15 protein-coding genes and 1 riboswitch are annotated in these 20,959 nt (G+C 31.8%); of the genes, 5 read left to right on the top strand and 10 right to left on the bottom strand.

What is annotated here, in order from left to right; all coding sequences use genetic code 11:
• From RR409_RS03955 to RR409_RS03940, 4 genes are all read left to right on the top strand, one after another.
• Positions 1-381: TipAS antibiotic-recognition domain-containing protein (locus RR409_RS03955; protein WP_332556424.1), on the top strand; the 381-nt coding region annotated here is incomplete at its 5' end.
• Between the two features lie 518 nt (positions 382-899).
• Positions 900-1,811 carry an ABC transporter ATP-binding protein gene (locus tag RR409_RS03950; protein ID WP_332556423.1) on the top strand — a complete coding sequence of 304 codons (912 nt, stop codon included), beginning with the start codon at positions 900-902 and terminating at the stop codon, positions 1,809-1,811.
• On the top strand, positions 1,811-3,034 hold the full coding sequence (locus tag RR409_RS03945) for an ABC transporter permease subunit (RefSeq protein WP_332556422.1): 1,224 nt from the start codon (positions 1,811-1,813) through the stop codon (positions 3,032-3,034). Before RR409_RS03950 ends, RR409_RS03945 begins: the two co-directional genes overlap by 1 nt.
• Before the next feature lie 278 nt (positions 3,035-3,312).
• Positions 3,313-4,383, top strand: a complete 1,071-nt coding sequence (locus RR409_RS03940; RefSeq protein ID WP_332556421.1) for a transporter — start codon at positions 3,313-3,315, stop codon at positions 4,381-4,383.
• Between the two features lie 459 nt (positions 4,384-4,842).
• On the opposite strand, the gene RR409_RS03935 is transcribed toward RR409_RS03940, so the two are convergent.
• Positions 4,843-5,286 (bottom strand): hypothetical protein, encoded by a 444-nt coding sequence (locus RR409_RS03935; RefSeq protein WP_332556420.1) that lies wholly within the window; start codon positions 5,284-5,286, stop codon positions 4,843-4,845.
• A 437-nt stretch (positions 5,287-5,723) separates the two neighbouring features.
• Between RR409_RS03935 and RR409_RS03930 the strand changes: the two genes are divergently transcribed.
• Entirely contained in the window at positions 5,724-6,620 is an 897-nt protein-coding gene (locus tag RR409_RS03930; protein ID WP_332556531.1) for a radical SAM protein, read from the top strand.
• A gap of 190 nt (positions 6,621-6,810) precedes the next feature.
• Here the strand turns inward: RR409_RS03930 and RR409_RS03925 are convergent, their stop codons facing one another.
• From RR409_RS03925 to RR409_RS03885, 9 genes are all read right to left on the bottom strand, one after another.
• Positions 6,811-8,610 (bottom strand): heme NO-binding domain-containing protein, encoded by a 1,800-nt coding sequence (locus RR409_RS03925; protein ID WP_332556419.1) that lies wholly within the window; start codon positions 8,608-8,610, stop codon positions 6,811-6,813.
• 366 nt (positions 8,611-8,976) lie between these two features.
• A complete protein-coding gene (locus tag RR409_RS03920) occupies positions 8,977-10,548 on the bottom strand; it encodes a HAMP domain-containing sensor histidine kinase (protein WP_332556418.1) in 1,572 nt (523 codons plus the stop codon).
• A complete protein-coding gene (locus RR409_RS03915) occupies positions 10,538-11,236 on the bottom strand; it encodes a response regulator transcription factor (protein WP_332556417.1) in 699 nt (232 codons plus the stop codon). The genes RR409_RS03920 and RR409_RS03915 overlap by 11 nt, the downstream gene beginning before the upstream one ends.
• A gap of 165 nt (positions 11,237-11,401) precedes the next feature.
• A complete protein-coding gene (locus RR409_RS03910) occupies positions 11,402-13,651 on the bottom strand; it encodes an MASE3 domain-containing protein (protein ID WP_332556416.1) in 2,250 nt (749 codons plus the stop codon).
• Positions 13,652-14,115: 464 nt separating this feature from the next.
• Positions 14,116-14,817 (bottom strand): hypothetical protein, encoded by a 702-nt coding sequence (locus RR409_RS03905; RefSeq protein ID WP_332556415.1) that lies wholly within the window; start codon positions 14,815-14,817, stop codon positions 14,116-14,118.
• A 211-nt stretch (positions 14,818-15,028) separates the two neighbouring features.
• Complete coding sequence (locus tag RR409_RS03900; RefSeq protein ID WP_332556414.1) at positions 15,029-15,505, bottom strand: hypothetical protein; 477 nt, start codon at positions 15,503-15,505, stop codon at positions 15,029-15,031.
• A gap of 263 nt (positions 15,506-15,768) precedes the next feature.
• On the bottom strand, positions 15,769-16,551 hold the full coding sequence (locus RR409_RS03895) for a hypothetical protein (RefSeq protein ID WP_332556413.1): 783 nt from the start codon (positions 16,549-16,551) through the stop codon (positions 15,769-15,771).
• 5 nt (positions 16,552-16,556) lie between these two features.
• Positions 16,557-16,684, bottom strand: a riboswitch (cyclic di-AMP (ydaO/yuaA leader).
• Between the two features lie 666 nt (positions 16,685-17,350).
• Complete coding sequence (locus tag RR409_RS03890) at positions 17,351-18,817, bottom strand: peptidoglycan-binding domain-containing protein (RefSeq protein WP_332556412.1); 1,467 nt, start codon at positions 18,815-18,817, stop codon at positions 17,351-17,353.
• A gap of 174 nt (positions 18,818-18,991) precedes the next feature.
• Positions 18,992-20,941, bottom strand: a complete 1,950-nt coding sequence (locus tag RR409_RS03885; RefSeq protein ID WP_332556411.1) for a S8 family peptidase — start codon at positions 20,939-20,941, stop codon at positions 18,992-18,994.
• Between the last annotated feature and the right edge of the window lie 18 nt (positions 20,942-20,959).

Below are 20,959 nucleotides of genomic sequence, written 5' to 3'. Positions count from 1 at the left end.
CATCAAGAAAAATATGCTGAAGAGACTAAAGAACGATATGGTAGCTCAGATGCTTACAAAGAAAGCAAAAGAAGAACTTCAAAGTACACTAAGGATGATTGGGCTGGGATTATGAAAAGAGGCTCAGAAAACTATGTAAGGCTCGCAGCTTTAATGGATACTAAGTCCCCTTCAGACCAAGAAGTTCAGGAAGTTATAGCTGATTGTAGGCAATATATTACTGATAGTTTTTATAATTGCACCCCAGAAATCTTTAGAGGTCTAGCCGACTTATATGTAATGGATGAACGCTTTACTGCTAACATTGATAAAACCAAACCTGGTCTTGCTAAATTTTTAAGTGAAGGCATAATATTTTACTGTGAGAACTTACAAAAATAATTTTACTGAAAGGTTATTTAGTTACCATAACTTTTATATGGGGCTAAATAGCCTTTTTTTATATAAACTTTAATTTCATAATGTGCAACTATAGATGTTTATAGTTCTAACTCCGTGAAGTACAGGGAAGTTGATTTTCTTCAATGTCTTCTAGGAGAAATTTAACTAATAAAAAAAGTTTGTATCCCTACTATGCACTGTTATCTTATACATATTGGATGACTTATCATTTAAAAATAACCCTATACCTTAATTAATAATTTGGCCTTCTTAAGAAATTCTTAAGAAAACCTTCAGGTAATTGCTAAGTAATTATTGATTTCTTAATGTTACAATATTCTTAGGTATTTAAAATAGAATAACTAGTGAACACTAGAAGGAATATTTTGTATCGAATAAGGCGATAGTCTCTACTGATGATATTAAAATCAGCAGTTTCTATCCATACAATATAAGACAAAATAAATTGACACATTGAAAAGTGTGTAGATTCTGTGGTTGAAGGGAGAGATTTATTGATGAATGTACTTGAAGTTAATAATGTTTATAAGAAGTTAGGCAAAAGACAAATCATTAAAGGTATTAGTTTTTCCATAAAAGAAGGAGAAATTTTTGGATTTCTTGGTCCTAATGGAGCAGGTAAAACTACTACAATAAGAATGTTAGTGGGACTTATTGCTACTGATAGTGGTTCAATAAGTATTTGTGGCAATGATATTTTAAGTGATAAGGTTAAAGCCCTTTCTAATGTGGGGGCAGTGGTGGAAAATCCTGAAATGTACACCTATTTAACTGGACGACAAAATTTAAATATGATTGCAGATATAAAAAAGATTCCTAGAAAAGATGTAGAGGAAATCGTTAAGTTAGTTAATTTATCAGAAAGAATAGATGATAAGGTAGGAAAGTATTCTCTTGGTATGAAACAAAGATTAGGACTAGCTTCTGCACTTCTGTCAAAACCAAGACTTTTAATTCTAGACGAGCCTACTAATGGACTAGACCCTACAGGTATTATTGATTTTAGAGAAATAGTGAAAAAAGCAGTTAAAGAAACTAAGGCTGCAGTACTCATATCTTCTCATATATTAAGTGAAGTACAGCAACTTTGTGATACTGTTGCCTTTATAAATCATGGTGAAATCAAAGTTGTAGAAAGCATTTCTGAAGATAATGCACAAAATGAAACTGAAACCCTTACTATTGTGACTAAGAATCCTTCTAATGTATTGGAAATTCTTAATAATATGAAGGTAGTGAGGCAAGCATCTACTGAGGATAATATATTTACGGTTATAGCAGATAGAGATTCCTCTAACCAGATCATTAAAGAACTAGTATCTCAAAATATTGACATTTATGAAATTTATAAAAAACATAGTGGATTAGAACAAAGATATATGGAACTAGTAGAAGGAGGCATTAGATAATGTTAACCTTAATTAAACATGAATTATTCAAACTCTTTAAAAGAGTAAAAACCTTAGTTGTTGTTATTGGCTTTATATTACTAACTGGAGTTATGGCCTATGGTTTTAATCATGATGCTGAAAATATGAAGAAATACAACACCCCGGAATTTAAAATTGCGAACTTGGAAGAAAACATTAAGTATATTGAGCAGGATAAGAATAATATACCCCCTGATATAAAAAATGATCAGGCTAAGGCCGCTGAATATGTTCAAAATATGGAAGAAAATATCTTGCAGATGAAAAATGAAATTGTAAGACTAAAAGCACTTAACGGCAAAGAAGAAGATTGGAGAGAATCTTTGAACTCCAGAATTCAAGAAGTAGAAACAATGCTAAAACAAGATCAAAGAATGTCTCAACAAAGTAAGGGTGAAATGACTCAAGAGCTTGAACACCTAAAATACTTAAAAGCTCATGATATTAAGCCAACCCAATATTATGACTTTAATGCCTTTATTTTTATTGAGAAACTAGTGATGGTCCTTGGGCAAGTATTCTTAGTAATAGGTCTAGCAATGTTTGTTTCAGACATGGTTTCTGGAGAGTGTACTCCTCCAACCTTGAAGTTACTATTAACTCAACCCGTATCTAGAGGAAAAGTTATATTTTCAAAATTTATAGCAGTAACTATTGCTGCTGTGGGTTCAATCTTAGTTTTGGAAGCATTGGCTTTCGTGGTTGTAGGTTTGTTATACGGATTTGGGGACTCCACCTATCCAGTTATGGTAGGTGCAAAATATCAATTTGATCCATCAGTATTCCTTGAAGGTGGTGGCCATCCACTAGCACTTATTGCAGGAAGCTCTCATATAGTACCAATTTGGCAATACACTTTGAATATGCTGCTAGTACAAGGATTATTCATTATGGCATGTACATCTTTTGCATTCCTTATATCAACATTATTTAAAAGCAGTATGGTATCCATGGGTGTCAGCTCTGTTTCATTAATTGCTATGTCTATTGTTTTTAGTTTGATAGGTGCACTTAAAAAGTTCAGTATCTATGTGTTCACAAGTTACATGGATATGGGTGCTATCATAAAAGGTACCACTGCTGGTATGTTCAATAATCCAAACTCTACTTTAGGCTTCACAGCCCTTGTATTTATTGGATGGACCGTTGTTTGTTACTTAATATCTCACTTTGTGTTCACAAAGAAGGATATATTAATTTAATCTTTAGTGTTAATTAAAAGAATAATTTAACCTCCCCCTTTGGTGATATTATTCTAAATTTAAATAAAACAGCCGTGAGAAATTCCATTAGGATATTCTCACGGTTTTCTTTTATATATTTATATAAGTTTTTTCACAATTAATGTATCCATATGATTATAAATTAATTCATGTCTTCCTATTTCATTTTCTCTTGTCCACATTTTCTTTGAAATCTTCATATTTGTCCACAAATACTTATATATTAATAACAGATATAAATTTATGGGGGAGATTTTTTGCGAAAGGATATAAAACATATTTTTCAAGTTGCCACAGTGTTTATCGGAACAATAGTGGGTGCAGGTCTTGCATCTGGACAAGAAATAACTCAATTTTTTTCCACATACGGATATATGAGTTTTTATGGGCTATTAATTTGCGCAGCTTTTTATATTTTATTTAGCTCTATGATGGTATCTATTAGTACAAAATATTGCTTAAATTCTTACACTGATTTTATTAACCTTGTTAGTCCTGGGTTTCTCGGAAAGATTACAGACTACTTAACCAGCTTTTTCTTGATCTCTGGTGCTGCAATAATTATGGCTGGTAGCGGAGCACTTCTTTATCAATATTTTGGACTTCCAAAGTACATTGGAATACTTATTATGTCAGTGGTAGCTCTAATCACCTTACTCAAGGATACAAAAGGACTCATTGCTATTAATTCCTTCATAGTACCTTGTCTTACTATCATTATCATAACAGTATTTGTATTTTACCTTATATATTCTAAAGATACTATGTCTCTAGATTATATAAAGCGCGTTCCTATTCATAAAACCTTACTCGTAGACAATCAGTGGTTGATTTCAACTTTGTTGTATGCAGGTTTTAATATGCTATTTTCTAGTGGAGTTATCATCCCACTTACAAAGGAAATGAAGAAGAAAAAAGTTATAATTACAGGCTTAATCATTGGTGCCCTTACTCTAACACTTATTGCCTTTTTTATTAATACTATGCTTCTTGTTAATATACCAGAGATATTTAAGTATGAAATTCCATTATTACACGTTGTAAGCAGATTTGGACCACTGATTCAAGTATTCTTGCTAGCTGTGATTTGGTTTGAAATGTTTTCCACAGAGGTTGCTAATATTTATAGTGTAGGTAAAACTTTAGAAAATAAATATAAAATTCCCTATAAAAGAGGCGTAATCTTAGTTTTAATCATCGCCCTTCCAGTATCTCAAATTGGATTTAAAACTCTAATTACTTACCTTTATCCTGGGTTTGGAGTTATAAGTTTAATCTTTACAGTACAATGCGTTATGTTTTATTTAAAGATGAAAAAATCTAGATAAATAATAGGAGCAGAGGAAATCTTACAACCCTCTGCTCTTATTGTTCATCTATATGTTTCTTAGAGATTATAGATTTAATCATTTATAATAACCATTTTTCAGTACCTTATAAAACTCTATGATTGCACACTTAAAAGATATAATCATTGCAGCTATTAATGTGTAAATATTTGAATGCGTGGTTATTACATTTAATTCTAACAGTAAAATATTTTCAGTAAAATATTCTCTCAAGTATTCTATTTTGTTCAAATCAAAAACTTCATATATTCTACTTAAATACTTGGGTGACAGTTCAGCATAAATTTTCTTTGTACTACTTATAATTAATACAAGGGATGTAATGAAAAGTATTAGCCACCCAATTCTCCCCCAAAACCTTTCCCCCCTCAGGATTAATTAAGTTCCATATGATTATAAACTATACATTTTTACTTATTTCTTAAACTGAATAAAATACTAATAAAGCCTTTTATGAATAACCTTTTTTCTGAGTTCTTCAAGCTCAAGATTTATTGCTCTTATAGCTCTTATATAAAAGAAGTAAAATATCCCCCCGAGTACTAGCCTTGTAACTATATATCTAAAGCTTCCCTGAACTTGACTTAGTAATACTTCCTTATATAGAACTCCGTTTACCATAGTGTTTCCTATAGTTTCTAACTCAGCAATGGCATATCCATTACCTATACTTGTAATCAACACAATTCCAGCTAAGTAAACAGTAGCAATTGCACAAAAATATAATTCAATGTTTCTCCATACATTTTCACTGCTACAATGAGTTATAAAAGTATTCTTAAAAAGCTTTACTATAATAGCAAGGAACAAAATTAATGCTATTATGATGAATATAGCATTACCAACTCTGAGTAAAAGGTAATTCTCCCAAACACTTGCCATATTAACTCCTCCAACAAAATATTCAAATACAATTATGATTTATATAACTGATATCCATTATATTCATATTATACCATGAAGTTGCAATTTAGTCTGAATATTGCGAAACTTTACCGCTATTTTATAATCTTATTTCGTAACTACCAGATTCCCATCCAACTATGGAATCACCGGTTATGCTAACATTAACCATAAATAATGCTTCTGATTTATTATTAAACTTCATCTAAACTACAGATTTATTTTTTAAAGTAATATGCTATAATTAATAATAGAACTTGTATTGCAATAAGCTATTCTATTGCATTTTTACTTTTATAAATATTAGATTTTATTTGAGAATATATTTGAGATAGTTGCACTAATCTTCATAGGATGTAGTGCTTTTTCTTTGCTTTATGAAAAGGAGTAACTTTAACATGATTAATGACTCAATAATATGTAAATTAAATAATTGTAATCTATGCCCTAGAGATTGCAATGCAGATAGAACAACAAATACGTTTGGATTTTGTAAAAGTTCATCAATTTTAAAAGTAGCAAAGGCTTATCCCCATATGTGGGAGGAACCATGTATCTCAGGAGAAAAAGGCTCTGGCACAGTATTTTTTTCAAATTGCAACCTAAGCTGTGTATTTTGCCAAAACCATGAGATAAGTCATGCGGCAGTTGGAAAGGAAATTTCTACTCAACGGCTTAGTGCGATATTCTTAGAGCTAGAAAAAAAAGGTTGCCATAACATAAACTTAGTTAACCCAACTCACTATGTTTCTAAAATCATTGAAGGAATAAATCTAGCTAGAGAAAAAGGTTTAAAAGTCCCTATTGCTTATAACACCAATGGTTATGAAAAAATAAAAACTATTAAGGAATTGGAAGGATATATTCAAATCTATATACCCGATTTAAAATATTTCGAGGATAAATACGCGATAAAATACTCAAAGGCTCCAAATTACTTTAATATAGCTTCTAAAGCTATTGCTGAAATGGTAGGTCAAGTGGGTAAGCCTGTATTTAACGAACAGGGTATGATGCAAAGTGGTGTTATTATAAGACATCTGATGCTTCCAGGGTTGTTATTTGATTCAAAAAAGGTAGTGGATTATATCTATAAGGCCTTTGGTGATGATGTTTATTTAAGCCTTATGAATCAATATACTCCTATGTATGATGCTAAAGACTACCCTGAAATTAATAAATTTCTAAATCCAAAACACTATGATAGCTTAATTGATCATTGCCTAGAAATTGGTTATAAGAATGCCTTTATCCAAGAAAGTGGCACTAGTTCACAGATTTTTGTACCCCACTTTAACTTAGAAGGAATATAAACTTCTTATATGAGAAGCTTTTGTATAGTAAATATAATACTTCTCACTTTTGCAACCATACTACTACTTCATAAATAAATTAATGATAAATAGATTTTATATATAAATAATCCCTCAGGGCTAAATTCCTTGAGGGATTATTTATGTGTCTTAAATTTTCATGAAACCTTCCTTGGGACGATTATCACTATTAGAGCTTGTACTTATCTAAGCCTTCTTTAAAATACTCAGCAATCTTTTTAAACTCATTAATAGATTGAATTAAATTTCTAATTTCTTCGGTATAAGAACTTACATTTGCACTAACCTCTTCAGTGGATGCAGAGTTTTCTTCTGCAATAGCTGCTAAGGACTCAATTGTCTCATACATGCTTGCAATAGATTGAGCTTCAGTATCTAAATCGTTTATAGTTTCAATCATGGATGCTGAAACAGTTCTTACAGACATGGTGGATTCATAACTTACTGTTCTTATTTCTTCTAAACCCTTAGTCTCTTGTTGAAGGGTATCATACTGATTTTCTATATTATCTACAAGCCCATCGATATCATTAACAAACTGTATTAAGTTGTTATTTATTTCTTGTACTGCACTCTTAGTTTGCTCTGCTAGCTTTCTAACTTCTTCAGCAACCACTGCAAAGCCTCGTCCTTGCTCTCCTGCCCTTGCAGCTTCTATTGAAGCATTTAGTGCAAGAAGATTGGTTTGATCTGAAATTTGAGCAACTATAGAAACTATATTTGTTATATCCTTAGCCTTGTCCCCAAGTTGAACACCCTTGATTTTAACTTCTTGGAAGTTATTTAAGGTTTTTTCAATATTTTTACTAACAGACTCAATTTCATCAAAGCTAGAATTAATTTTTTCAATAGTTCCCTCTAACTCTTCCTTATTATTATTCTCACTATCTACAATAACCTTTAATGCATTAATGTTATCATTTAATATAGAGGCTGCATGTTCTGTATTTTGAGCTTGATCCACAGATGTGCTTGCTACTTGCTCCACTACCTGTGAAATTTCATTAGAGGTATTTCCCATGTTATTAGAAATCCTGCTAAGCTTCTCAGCAAAGTCTCTCATTTCCTCGGTAATACCATTAAATACCACAAAATCAGAACTTATATTTTTCATATGAGACTTAAGGCTTCTAAATATATCTTCAAAAATATCATTAGTGAAAATATCTCTATCTTCAAAGAAAATATTTTCATTAAGTTTGTCTCCAAGTCTTACCAACTCTTTTGTTGGCTTTAGAAGTAGCCCCACACCTATTAGTGTTGCTAAGGATGAAACCCCAGTTATAATTAAGGCTTTAACTATGTTTTCTAAACCTAAAACTCCCACTGAAGTTAATAAAGTTCCTAATAAAGTAACTATAGTGGACTTCCCTGCTATAGATTTAATAAACCCTAAAGACGTTATTTTATTAAATAAATAAGACTTTTTATGGTAGATTTCCTTATTAAAGGTTATTCTGATCACCAAAGTATCTGCAGTCTTTTCTTCAACATTATACTCATACTTTTCATTGAAATATGCAAAACTTCCTTCTAACATACCTAAAAAGTAATCAAACATTCCTCTCTTTGAATGATACTTCATTACTGCTTCTCTTTGTGATACAGGTTTAATTTCTACTAGTGGAGGTTTTGCTCCTGGGATCTTTTGCGTCATAACTGTATGGATATCATAAAGAGATTTTAAAAATCCATAAGTGCTGTCATGTTTAAAAAACACTGGGTAAACCTTAGCAAAGGAGTATATGTTATCCTTACCAATGGCTCTCCAAAGTTGTTCCGTTGTTATATTTTGACTTCCAGACATTTTCTCTATAAACGTTTTAATATGATTATCATTTATATCTTCAGCTGGAGAAAATACTTTATCGCTTCCCCAACCTACAAAATCCATTGTGGTATCCACATTGGAATCCCCATATAATTTTCTACAAGTTTGCATCCAAACGGATACTACTGTACCTTTCATTTTTATCCCCCCGTTTTAATAATTAACTATTGAATATTTAAATCTTGTTTATTAACTTGAATATTTAAATTTGTTACTTCCACAAATTACTTTATAGAATATAATCTCCACTAACTAAGGAATTATCACTGATTTTTAACAATTAATAATCATAAATATTAACTATTTTCGTAATAAATTACTAAAACTAAATACTAAGAATGATTATTACTTAATAATATGATACCAGACCTTCTAAAATTTGTATATAAACATGTCTATAATAGAAAATATTTTATTATCTATAATTATTTAATTTCTCAAAGCCAGTACACACAAATATAATTTATTTTGTTCTCCTAGAACTAAAATAACTTTGTTAGAATACTATTTTACTTCTAACTCCTCACCGTCTATCCCAAAATAAAACATAACGCCTCTTTCAGTGTTTCTAACTCCGTAAAATCCTTCATGCAGCTCTATAATTTTCTTAACAATGGATAATCCAAGTCCTGTGCCACCTAAACTTCTATTTCTTGATTTATCTCTTTTATAAAACTTAATCCAAATTTTTTCCATATCCTCTTTTTCAATATGAGACCCACTATTTTCAAAGGATATCATGACATTTTTATTGCTATTCTTCATCACTAGAGTAACCTGTGATTCCCCATTATTCATATCAGACAAGTCCTTTTCAGACACTACATTAGATACTATCCATATATCACCTTTGAAATTTGTATGCCTTATGGCATTAGTTAAAAAATTTGTGACTACTTGTTCTAACTTAAATGGATCTCCCTTTACCTTTAAACCCTCCTGTAAATCCATATGAACATGAATTTCCTTTTCCTCAAGGGAAGGTTTAAGTTTTTTTATGGTATTTTTGATTATTTCTCCAATATTACAAAGTTCTTTACTTAAAACCATATTATCACTTTCTAGTGAAGAAAGATCTAACATTCCTTTTACTAAGTTGCTCATCTTGTCTGACTCGCCAATGATAACATCTAAAGAATATTCTACCTCTTCCTTTGAAAATACATCATCTTTAATCCCTTCAGCGTATCCCTTAATTAAGGTAATTGGTGTTTTAAGTTCATGAGACACATCTGCAATAAACTCTTTACGCATATTTTCCAATTCCCTTTCCTTATGAATATCACTTCGAAGCTTTTCGTTTGCACTTTGAAGGGAAAACAGGGCATCTTGAAGTTTAGATGATAAAAAATTAAGGGTATGTGCTAATCCTCCAATTTCATCTTCTGATTCAACTGTGCACTTTTCATTAAAATCTAAATGGGCCATTTTCATTGCAACTTTATTAATTCTTTTCAAAGGCCTTGTTATCATTTTAGTATAAATCAAAGAAAGCATAACTATTGCTACTATAGCTGCTATATAAAAGTACTTATAAAACATTTCTATAACCCCTACTGCTTCAGTTATAGATTGCATAGAAGTAAATCCTAGCACTAACTTGGAGCCATCAACCAATGCCGATACTAAACTTTTTGTATCATTTCCAGGATTACTTGCTCCAAAGGTTATTTTTCCATTTTCTATCAACTCCATACTTAGCTCTTGATTATATCTAATCTCATTTACGATATCTCTAACCATATTATTATTTTGTAAATCAACTTTTAAATGTCCTGTATTAAAAATTACTGTGACATTATTTGTGGTATCCACTATGGCCATAAAGGTATTATATGTATCTTCATATTCCTTCATAGCCACTAATATATCCTCTTGGCCTTTAGCCTCAGACAAAGTTTGGTTAAATCTCGCTACATTATTTTCGATATCTACCTTCTTCTTATTGTAGTACATTTTTTCAAAGAATACCCTTTGAGTAATAAAAGTGAAGGCCAAAAATGAAATAAATATTACAACAGTTATAAGAAACAATTTCTTTGTTATACTATTTCTCACAGTTGACTTAACTTTCATATTGCACCTCAAACTTATACCCAAACCCTCTAACAGTGCCAATTAGATTGGAACTTTCCTTAAGTTTCTCTCTAATGCGTTTAACTGTAGTGTCCACAACCCTTAAATCTCCTTCAAAGTCATACCCCCAAATAGCTATAAGTATTTGTTCTCTTGTGAGCACAATACCCTTGTTTTTTACAAAGTAAACAAGTAGTAAAAACTCTGTTGGCGATAGGTTAAGTTCTTCCTTATTTAAAATTACTTTGTGAGCCTTTTCATTTATATTTAAGCTCCCAATAATTAACTCATCTAAGTCCACAGCTTTCTCTTTATTTTCGTTACCATAAATCCTCTTAACTTTAGCTTTAATCTTAGCTACTAGTACCTTAGGGCTGAAAGGCTTTGTTTCATAGTCATCTGCTCCAAAACCAAGAGCAAAAAGTTTATCCTCATCCTCCGCTCTTGCACTGAGCATCATCACCGGCACATCACTATCTCTTCTTAAAATCTTTAAAGTTTCAAATCCATCCATCACAGGCATCATTATATCCAAGATCATTAAATGTATTTCATTGTTCCTCACTACATTTAATGCCTCCACTCCATTTCCTGCATGATATATGTTAAACCCTTCTTTTTTTAAATAAACATTTAAAAGATTTCTTATATTCTCTTCGTCATCTACAATTAAAATTGACTTGTTCAATCTTCTCACTCACTTCCATTTTTATAGTAAGTTGCTTCCTAAAAATAAATTCCGGTAAAAACTCTTTATTATGATTATATCCTATTTGGGTGTCAGATTAATGTCAACAAAAACAAAATAATTCCCCTGAGGACATCTTTCCTCAGGGGAATTATTTACATATAATTAAAATTCCTCATAATCTATATATGGAATCCTTACATTAAATGTAGTTCCTTTACCTATTTCACTTTCTACTTGTATTTTCCCTTTGTGGTTTTTTATAATTTGAAAACAAGCATTAAGTCCTAATCCAGTACCACTCTCTTTTGTGGTGAAAAATGGTGTACCAATTTTTGATAAATTTTCTTTAGGAATCCCACATCCATTATCGCTAATTTTTATCCACAATTCCTTCTCTTCTTCATCTAATTTTGTTTCTATTATCAAGATTGGATCTCTAATACTACTCATTGCATCTACAGCATTCTTACATAAGTTAAGGATTACTTGTTTAACTTGTCCCTCATCACAAAGCACATATCTATCATCACTATTTATATTAAAGTCAACTGCTATTCCCTTTGTAATAGTGGAGGTTTCTAGAATACTTTCCATAGAAGCTACCAAATCACTTATTGCAACTTCTTCCATGACAGCTTGGCTAGGTTTAGACATAGTAAGTAAATTACTGATTATCTTATTAACCTCATCAGTATTTTCACTAATTTTTTTTGCATAGCACTTAACTTTCTCTTCTTTAGAAAGTACCTCTATAAGTTGACTACAGCCTTTTATAGTGGTGAGAAAGTTCCTAGTCTCATGGACTATAGTAGCAGACATTTGCCCTAATAATGCTAACTTTTCCTGGTTTATTAACTTCTGTTGATGTTCCTTTTCTTCGGTTACATCTTCAATTATACATACTGAACCTATTTTCTCATTTTCTATATTGTAGATTATTGCATTAGTTTCTACTGTTTCTATCTTATTACCCTGTGGATGATAAAAAAATGATTCATAGACTTCCTCTATTAATCCATTACTATCCCATTTGCTAGATACCAATTTTCTTGTTACCTTTACCTTATCTACAAGTCTGTTAAAGCTTATACCTATAATATCTTTCTTCTCCATATTCACCAATCTAATAAAGGCACAATTACAAGCCGTGACATTATTCATATTATCTAAAATCATTGCTGGAGTTACCATGCCCTCTAATATTATCTGAGTTTGTAGGTTCAAGTTCATTATTTGTTGTTCTGCTTTTATATCATTGAAAAGAACCAACACTCCATTTTCTATTTTATGAGCATTAACCTGTAGCTTTGTTTTCTCCCCAAAGCCAGTAATATAAGTTCTTATAGCCCTCTCTGTGCCATCTGAATTATATAAAGCCTTTTCCACTATAGGTATTTCATCCTCTTGCTCTACTTTAGGTACAAGTTCTAAAAATTCTTCAGGATTTAACCCAACAAGTTCTTCTCTTTTCCATCCTATAATTTCTTCAAACCTCTTATTCACAAAATCCATATTATTATCATCATCATAGGTTGCAATAGATATTGGAATTTCATCTAATATATCAGTAAGCCTACTTGTACTCTGTTCCAATTTTTTATATGGATACTTAATAAAGCTTTCAACAATTCCTTTATATAGATAATAGTAACTACATATTTTCAATACATGTCCATAAGCTACCCAAAATGATGAAGTTGATTTGAATATCATAAAGCATATTCCTGTTGGAACTGTTAGCATTAGACTCATTAAAATATGTTTTGGTCTAATTCTTTCATCTACATAGTAGTTTTTATTAAGCATAATGATTGCTAAAATAGCTAAAGTTATAACAACTACTTCCATTATAACTTTTGCCATAGTCATTCCATCTGCAGTGTACATTGTTGGGTAAATCTGAGGATATGATGTTGCTGTATACCACACACTTAAAATAAATAATATTACTAAAGTTAATAATTTATACTTAGTTCTTTTATTCTGTTTGTGTTTTCTCCTATTACTATATATGGGATAAAATGCAAATATAATTAGTATAACTCCCTGAGCAAGTCTTCCCATCATCCAAAACTTTAATGTTATATCATCATTTGCATTACTATAAGAAGTAAATCTTTCATAATAATAAACATGTAATAAATCAAGTGCTGAAATTATCAAAAATCCAAATCCAAGAATATGATTAATAGAGTTTTTAAGACTATAGGTGCTCCAGCTTAATAAAAATGTAGATACACCAATAAATATACAAATTAACTCTAAAAACGTATGTATCAGCACCTGATCATAATCCCAACTAGAGTTCATTATCATGAATGTCAATATCCCCGTAGAAATTAATATGCCTATAAATTTAAACACCATTTCTTTAAAGGAAATTTTAAAATCTATTGAAGCCCTTTTGTTCATAACAAATAATCTCCTAGATAGTTATTTTTTATATAACCTAACTTTATTATTAACAACTGACATTATTAACTTTCTTAACTCACTTTTGTAAGGTGTTTTAACTTTCCTTGAAACCACGGTATTATAGGGTTGCTCCCTTAAATATACCATGGGAATTTAATCTTTAAAAGTAAAACTAAAATTGAGTGATCTAGTGATAAATTTTCTTTATAAACAACCTAATTCAGTAAAATATAATCAATCAATAAATATACAACTTATAACACATTTTACCATAACCCAGATAAACTTACTACAATAATAACCACTTTTTAAACACGTTATGATACTAAAAATTAAAATATTACATAATTTTCAGTTAATTTTAGCAGCCTTATTAAAGTATACTTCATTCTTAATATCTATGTAATATATTAAAATAAAAAGTAGCAGAAACGTCTCTCTACTACTTTCATAATTTTATATTATAGATTTCCATTTTGAAGATTTTCAAATAGTTTTTCAAAACTTAACAATCCATAGCCAGACTCTGGGTTAGGGTATGAAACACCTGCTTGCTGAATAACACTTCTGATTAAGTAGGTTCTTATTTTAGGTGTAAATAAATTAACATCATTTTTTTCTACAAGTCCCCATTGCATTATTAATGCTACCGCCCCACATAAAATTGCTCCTGCTACCGCTGATCCACTTACAATTATATTTTGCCCATTTATTCCAGTAGTTAACACATCTGTTCCCAGAACTCCCACCTCAGGCTTTATTCTACCATCTCTAGTGAACCCTTTTCCTCCCTTTATTGCAGGAGTTGCAGTTTTACTATCGAAATAAGATGCAGAAAGTATATTCATTGATGTATTAGGAATCATTAGAGTAATCAATGGATCTTGAACCATAAATTTTGTTTCTTCATATAATAAATCTCTTTGGAATAACCAAGCATCATATCTTCCATTAACAATATATTCTCCAAATAAACTTATTTTCCAAAGGCCACTTTTTACATCCCTAATCAATATATTTACAAATTGATCTCCGTTAACATAGGATACAAAGTATTGGATAGTGGCTATACTACCTTCCATATCAATTCTTATCTCCTCACCATTGGAGAAAATCCCTGGAATCTTCCCTGTTGGATTACCTATTGGAGGCGTAATCCCCAAACTGAATTTATCTGGTCTTCTCAGCCAAATACCAAGAAAAAGATTTTTTTGCTTTTCATCTACACTTATCTCAATAACCTTTTCATCTAATGATTGAATACGGATCTTCTCCCTGTTGTTCTCGTAGTATTGCTCTATCTATATTTCCTCTTAAAAACTCAGTGCCGTAATTAATAATTTCAGGACTTGGTCCATCTTGGATTGTTTGATCTCAGATAGACACAATTCTAGTTTTTCCATCATTACTTATAAAATGCTTATTCAAATAGTCGATACCAGTACTAATAATTCCAACAATAATACCTTCTCCTTTTAAATTTGAATTCGTATTCCCCATAAAATTTGTGTATGTTGAAGCTTCAACTCTTTCCAATTGTGATAAGGTGAATGGATAGCTATTCTCTACATAGATAATTTCAGGAACCTCATCAAGCAATCTCATTAACATACCTGGTTTCACAGATATCAATGCAAATGTTGGCCCCGTGACTTCAATTGCTCCATAATCAATTTTTTGGAAACTTGAAGCAACATCTCCTATGTATTCAGCAACATAGGTTTCATAGTCATCCCTAAGGTAAAACTCTTTAAATTTGTCATTTATTTTATCGCTTTCTCTCCATGTCAATTTATTAATTTTGTTAATATGCGAATTATTTGCTATTTCACAGTGTTGGTTGGTGGTCATAATACACCCCCATATTATTCTATACAATCATTTTATGCTATGAATAAAGTTTTGGTTAAAGGATAAAAGAAGTTGAAAAATAACAACCTCAGTGGAATAATCGAGTTTTTTTCAATGAAAAAATTATAGAAGTTAATTTCATTATCAAGAAAACTTATCTTTAAAGTTAATAGTTATCCTTAAACTTATATAACAGAAAAAAACAGTAAACTATTCTTTTTAAAAATCTTAGAGAATAGTTTACTGTTTATTATTTTTTTATGTTATTTTGCTTCAGATGCGATTTCCACAGCTTGTTGATGCTGAGGATCTACCACCGCCTGTACTTTTCCATCTTTATGTCTTTTACTGCCCAAGAAATGCACATCAAAAACTCCATCCATTCCATTGTCCTTTACTACATCTAAATTTTGCCCTGTACCATAACCTGCTGAGAGATTCTTTGCAACAGCTAAGGCAGGTGCAGAGTCTCTTCCTGCATGAGGCATAGCAGCCATAGATGCCGCAATTCTTCTTCCTGCTATGTTAACGATAATAGGCCTTCTTTCCCATGAAAATCCGCCCCAAATCTCTTTTATTACTTCAGTATCCTCTTTATTTAATGCTTCACAATCAGCATGATTTGTACCAAAGGTTCTCTTTATATTAAATACTCTTCCAGTGTAAACATCTTCTACTTGAGCCACCATTCCTCTTGGAAAAACGTATTGAGCTTCTGACCACCAATCTAAGGCTTCTACCTCACGCTGCTCTTCTTGTTTCGGGGCTGGTTCACTTTCTACTTCAATAGATTCCTCTTCAGATTTTATTGTTGTAGTTTCAGAACTTTCTTCACCTTGTATCAATTTAATATTCTCGTTATTTGTTGAATTAGATAACATGTTGTCGTCAAAGGTTCCCCCTCTAGACATTCTAGTGCCTTGAGTAACTTGAGCATGTTTTTCAATGCTTCCATTATCCTTTACACCGTTTTTTTCTCCTGCTAATACCATTGCACCTATAGACACTGACGTAGCCAATAGAATGCATAAAATATTTTTTTTCATTTTATTTCTCCTCTCTTAATGCCGACGAAGTTAGTTGACGGGTTCGGTAAAGAGATAACCTACCATAGTCTATGGATTCACCCCGAAATTAAAATCCTCCGCTGCTAAAAATAGCATTAGGCTTTTTTATAAAATCATTCCAAAATTTATTAATAGTATATTTCTAATATTACTATACTAGTACCAAAAATATATTTAAATGCTAAATTAATGGAAAGATTTCATATAATTAGTCCCTTGGGTATTTTTTCTCACAAACGTATAAATATCTGTGAAGATTTACAAACTCACTGGAAAATAACTACTTAACTACCATGAAAAATACCCAAAACTTAGTATAAGTAATTTTCAAAAAAATATACACCTATAAAATCTTTCCGTGCCGAAGCACGGAAAAATCAATTCTTTCTCACCTCTATTTATTTCCGTGTCGTAGCACGGAAGATATCAATTCTTTTTCACTAGTATTTACTTCCGTGTCGGAGCAAGGAAAGTATCAATTCATTTTTGTAATATATTCTAAATTCCATTCATTCCTTAATTCAACCATATATCTATAAAAATTCCTTCTGTTTTTGCGCATGAAAGTCCAATTTTTTCTCATCTGTAAAAATCTTATCTTCATGGGGGTGAAAGAGTTAAATTCATTTTCACATTTAACACTTCTACCTCAGAGTACAGAAAAAAATCAATCCAGTGCTCTGACTAAAAAATATTTCTATGGGCTCTAAATGACACGAATTTAATCTATTCTTCTCACAAAAAAATCCCCCAAGATAAACTCCTTGGAGGAATGCTTTTAAATCGGATATTTAATATTGGGTATATTCACCATGCCTTCATAAGGAACTGGTGGGTAAAACCGTGAAGATTGTGCTGATGGTGAAATAGTACTTCTAAGCTCTGCAATTTTTGATACTCCCACATAAATATTGGAGATACTATACCAAGTTGCATAATCTACTTCTCCTGTTTGAGGGAGATTAAATATACTTTGAAAAGTCTTTACTGCATTAGCAGTGGCCTGATCATAATTTCCATTCACAGCTACCTTTGGAATAGCAGGATAATTATCTCCAATCCTATTTAAAAATGTTTGTGTAGTTCTTACTGGAGTTCCAGAACTTCCAATCTTAAGTGTGTATCCTGGATAAGATTGGGGTATTCCTGATACTCTTTGTGCTTGTAATATATCTATGTCACTTCCATAAAAGTTAGTTAAAATTTGGTATGGACTTCTTCCTTGTTCTGCTAAACCTTGGCTTCCCCATTGAGTTAACCATCCTGGACATTGCACTTGCCGTCCGTCACAATACTGAGTTAATAATGGCTGCTTTCCTCCAGTTCTTCGCTTAATATAACTAGTAAATAATTCATCAACTACTCTGCTAATATTATCGTATATATTTCTCCCATAAGTAAAAGCATGATCATAGGCTGTAGAATTTGTAATATCAAAACTATAGCCTTTCCCTCTATACCACTCTGTGAAAACTCTATTTAATGTAAAGGATAAAATACAATATATATTGGCTCTAATTGCTTTTTCATCCCAAGTAGCATATATTTCACAACTTGCCACATTCTTAATATAATCTTGGAATTTTACCTTGTAATTTGGTGCTGCTGTATTAGTTGGTACCCCAGCATGAACTACAACAAACTCTGGAACCACAACTTGTTGTAATACTACACCTCCAGTTGGTGGTGGTAGCGGTTTAACTGGATCTTCTGGAATTTTAGGTGGAAAGTTACCAAATAGAGTATTCGCAGGTACTTCTATTATTTCAGAAGGTTGAATTATTTCCCTATTCCACCACCTTCTAGCTCCATTTGAAATAGTACCTGTAGAGCCTGTTACCCCATTCCCTTTAACTTGATTTCCAATTGCTCCCGCAGAGTTAGCTAAGCCAGCTCCGCTTGGAGCTCCATTTGTCCCATTAGGAATTAAATTACAAACCTGCAGAGCAGTAATTTCTGGAAGTATTTGACATCCATTAACCTGTAAAGGTTCAAATCCCTCTGCCTCAACTAGTACATCACAAGTGCTATAAGGCTGTACTGTAGTATTATTAGGGTCCAGTGAATATTCTATCGGTGGTGCAACTAAGTCAACAACTTGAGTTAGCCCTGAATTATTACTTTGTAATTCAATAGGTTGTCTTGCATTATTTTCCCTTGGAATAACTGTTACCCTAGCACCACTCACTGGAATATAAGAATTTCCTTGAAAAACTTGAACATGTAGTCTACCTACATCAGCCATGATATTCTCCCTCTAACATAATGCTTCACAATATTATATGAAATATATATTTAAAATGTTCGGGAATTTAGTTCCATTATTCTACTTAAATTTTGACATTATTTAACCCCTATACTAAAAAATACAGGGGTTTCATTGCATGTAGCACATTCATTTTAACTTGATTCTTTACCATTATTCTTTTAACCTTCTATATATTTCAGGCGGAATGGAAAAGTGTAGATTTTCTATGGATATACTTTCAAAAGGATTAAAACATCCTTTTGGGTGTTTTTTTCCATGGTGCCTTCCTAGTCCCCTAAAAATATCCTCATACTTTAAAACTCCATATCCCCACTCTGGATTTGGAAATACAATTCCTTCTACTTTGCTACTACCCCTAATTAGATAAGTTCTAACTTTAGATACGTACATATTTACATCATTCTTTTCTACAACTCCCCATTGCAACAACAATGCCACTAATCCTGTCAAAATTGCTCCTGACACTGCTGCACCACTAGCATTAATATAATTTTCATCCAATGATACAGTTAAAACATTATTACTTCTAACTACACCTATAGGGCTAATTCTTCCATCTCTTGTGTAACCTATTCCAGATTCTGGCGCCACCTTATTTTCTTTTTCATTATAACATCCTCCAGTAATTACATTTTTTGCAGTAGATGGTACAGTTAGTGTTGTATATTGTGTTGAATTTAAGAATCTAGTTCCTGATTCTAGGAGTTCTCTTTGATGCATCCAGGCATCATACCTTCCGGAAAACACTATTTCCCCATAGACTTCTATTTGCCATACTCCACCTTTGATATTTCTAAATAAAATCATAATAATTTGTTCCCCGCCACTTTGCATTTGAACAAAATACTGAATCCTAATATCTCCATCTTTTAACTTGATATGAACTTCCCCCTCTTTATCTGTTGGTAGTGATATTTTTTCTACCCGTTCTCCTGTAGGAGAAATTATACCTATAGCTGCTTTATCAGGTCTAGTTATCCAAAGAGAAAAGCAAAATTCTTTTTGTACTTCATCTACCATAACATTAATAGTTTTTACTTCTCCAGTTTTAGTTAAATTTCCACCTTCATGAGTTGCGCTATTCCCTTGTTCTCCAGTGGTTGTAGTAATGATAAACCCTCTTCTCATACTATAAACGTCTATATACTTTTCTAGAGTAGTTTCCCCATCATGTCCTCCACAGTTACTTCCTAATGGTATGTATACTACCATAGGTTTGTTCATTTCTAGTTGTAAATTTGCTAAATATTCAATAGCCCCTGCTATGTCTGTACTTTCATAAATCCTTCCTGATCTTTCCCCTATCCCATTAATTTCTAGGGTACTATTTTTAGCCTCCTTCAATTTTACAATAACAAATTTACACTTTGGAGCTAAGCTGGTAAAATAAACATCGTCCTTATCTATCCTTCCACCAACAATTGCTGCAATAGCTGTACCATGACCCACTTCATCCTTGTGTTTAACAATCTTATATGGCTCTCTTCCCATAAGTTTTTCTCTTACAGCTTGATTAATCTGTGCCTCATTAAAAACTGTTCCATACCCAATATTTGCAGGAGGTGGTCCTTCTGCTAGAGTTTGATCCCAAATTGCTATAATCCGACTTCTTCCATCCTCTGAAATAAACTTCGCATTGGTGTAATCTATGCCAGTGCCAATAACTCCTACTATAACCCCTTCTCCATTTAAGGTTCCTAGGTTTTCATTCAAAATTTTTTCACCAGTAATTTCATTAGAAACTTTCAATGTTGATAGGGTAAAAGGATAACTTTTTTCTACGTTCACAATTTCTGGAACCCTCTCTAATACCTCAGCATATCTCCCTCTTAATACCGATATCACTGCAAAATAGTTTTGTGACAGCTTTACTGCAGCAAAATCAATATTTTCAAAGGATTTTAAAATATCGCCTGAATATTCTACCACGTAGTTTTCAGTATCCTCCCTAAGATAATACTCTTCAAATTTTCTCCCATTTCCTAATTGATTTCCTGAAGCTAATTCAATGTTTTCCCTGAAACCATTATGAAAATTTCTCATATCTTCATTATGAAGTTTGTATAGACTTTTATTATAGGCTACACTGTCCTCATTCAATTTATGATCAACCCCTTA

It is taken from the genome of Clostridium sp. (assembly GCF_036642255.1).
GTDB lineage: Bacteria > Bacillota > Clostridia > Clostridiales > Clostridiaceae > Clostridium_J.
Note: the sequence above shows the minus strand (reverse complement) of the source record. Positions and strands in the feature narration are given on the sequence as shown.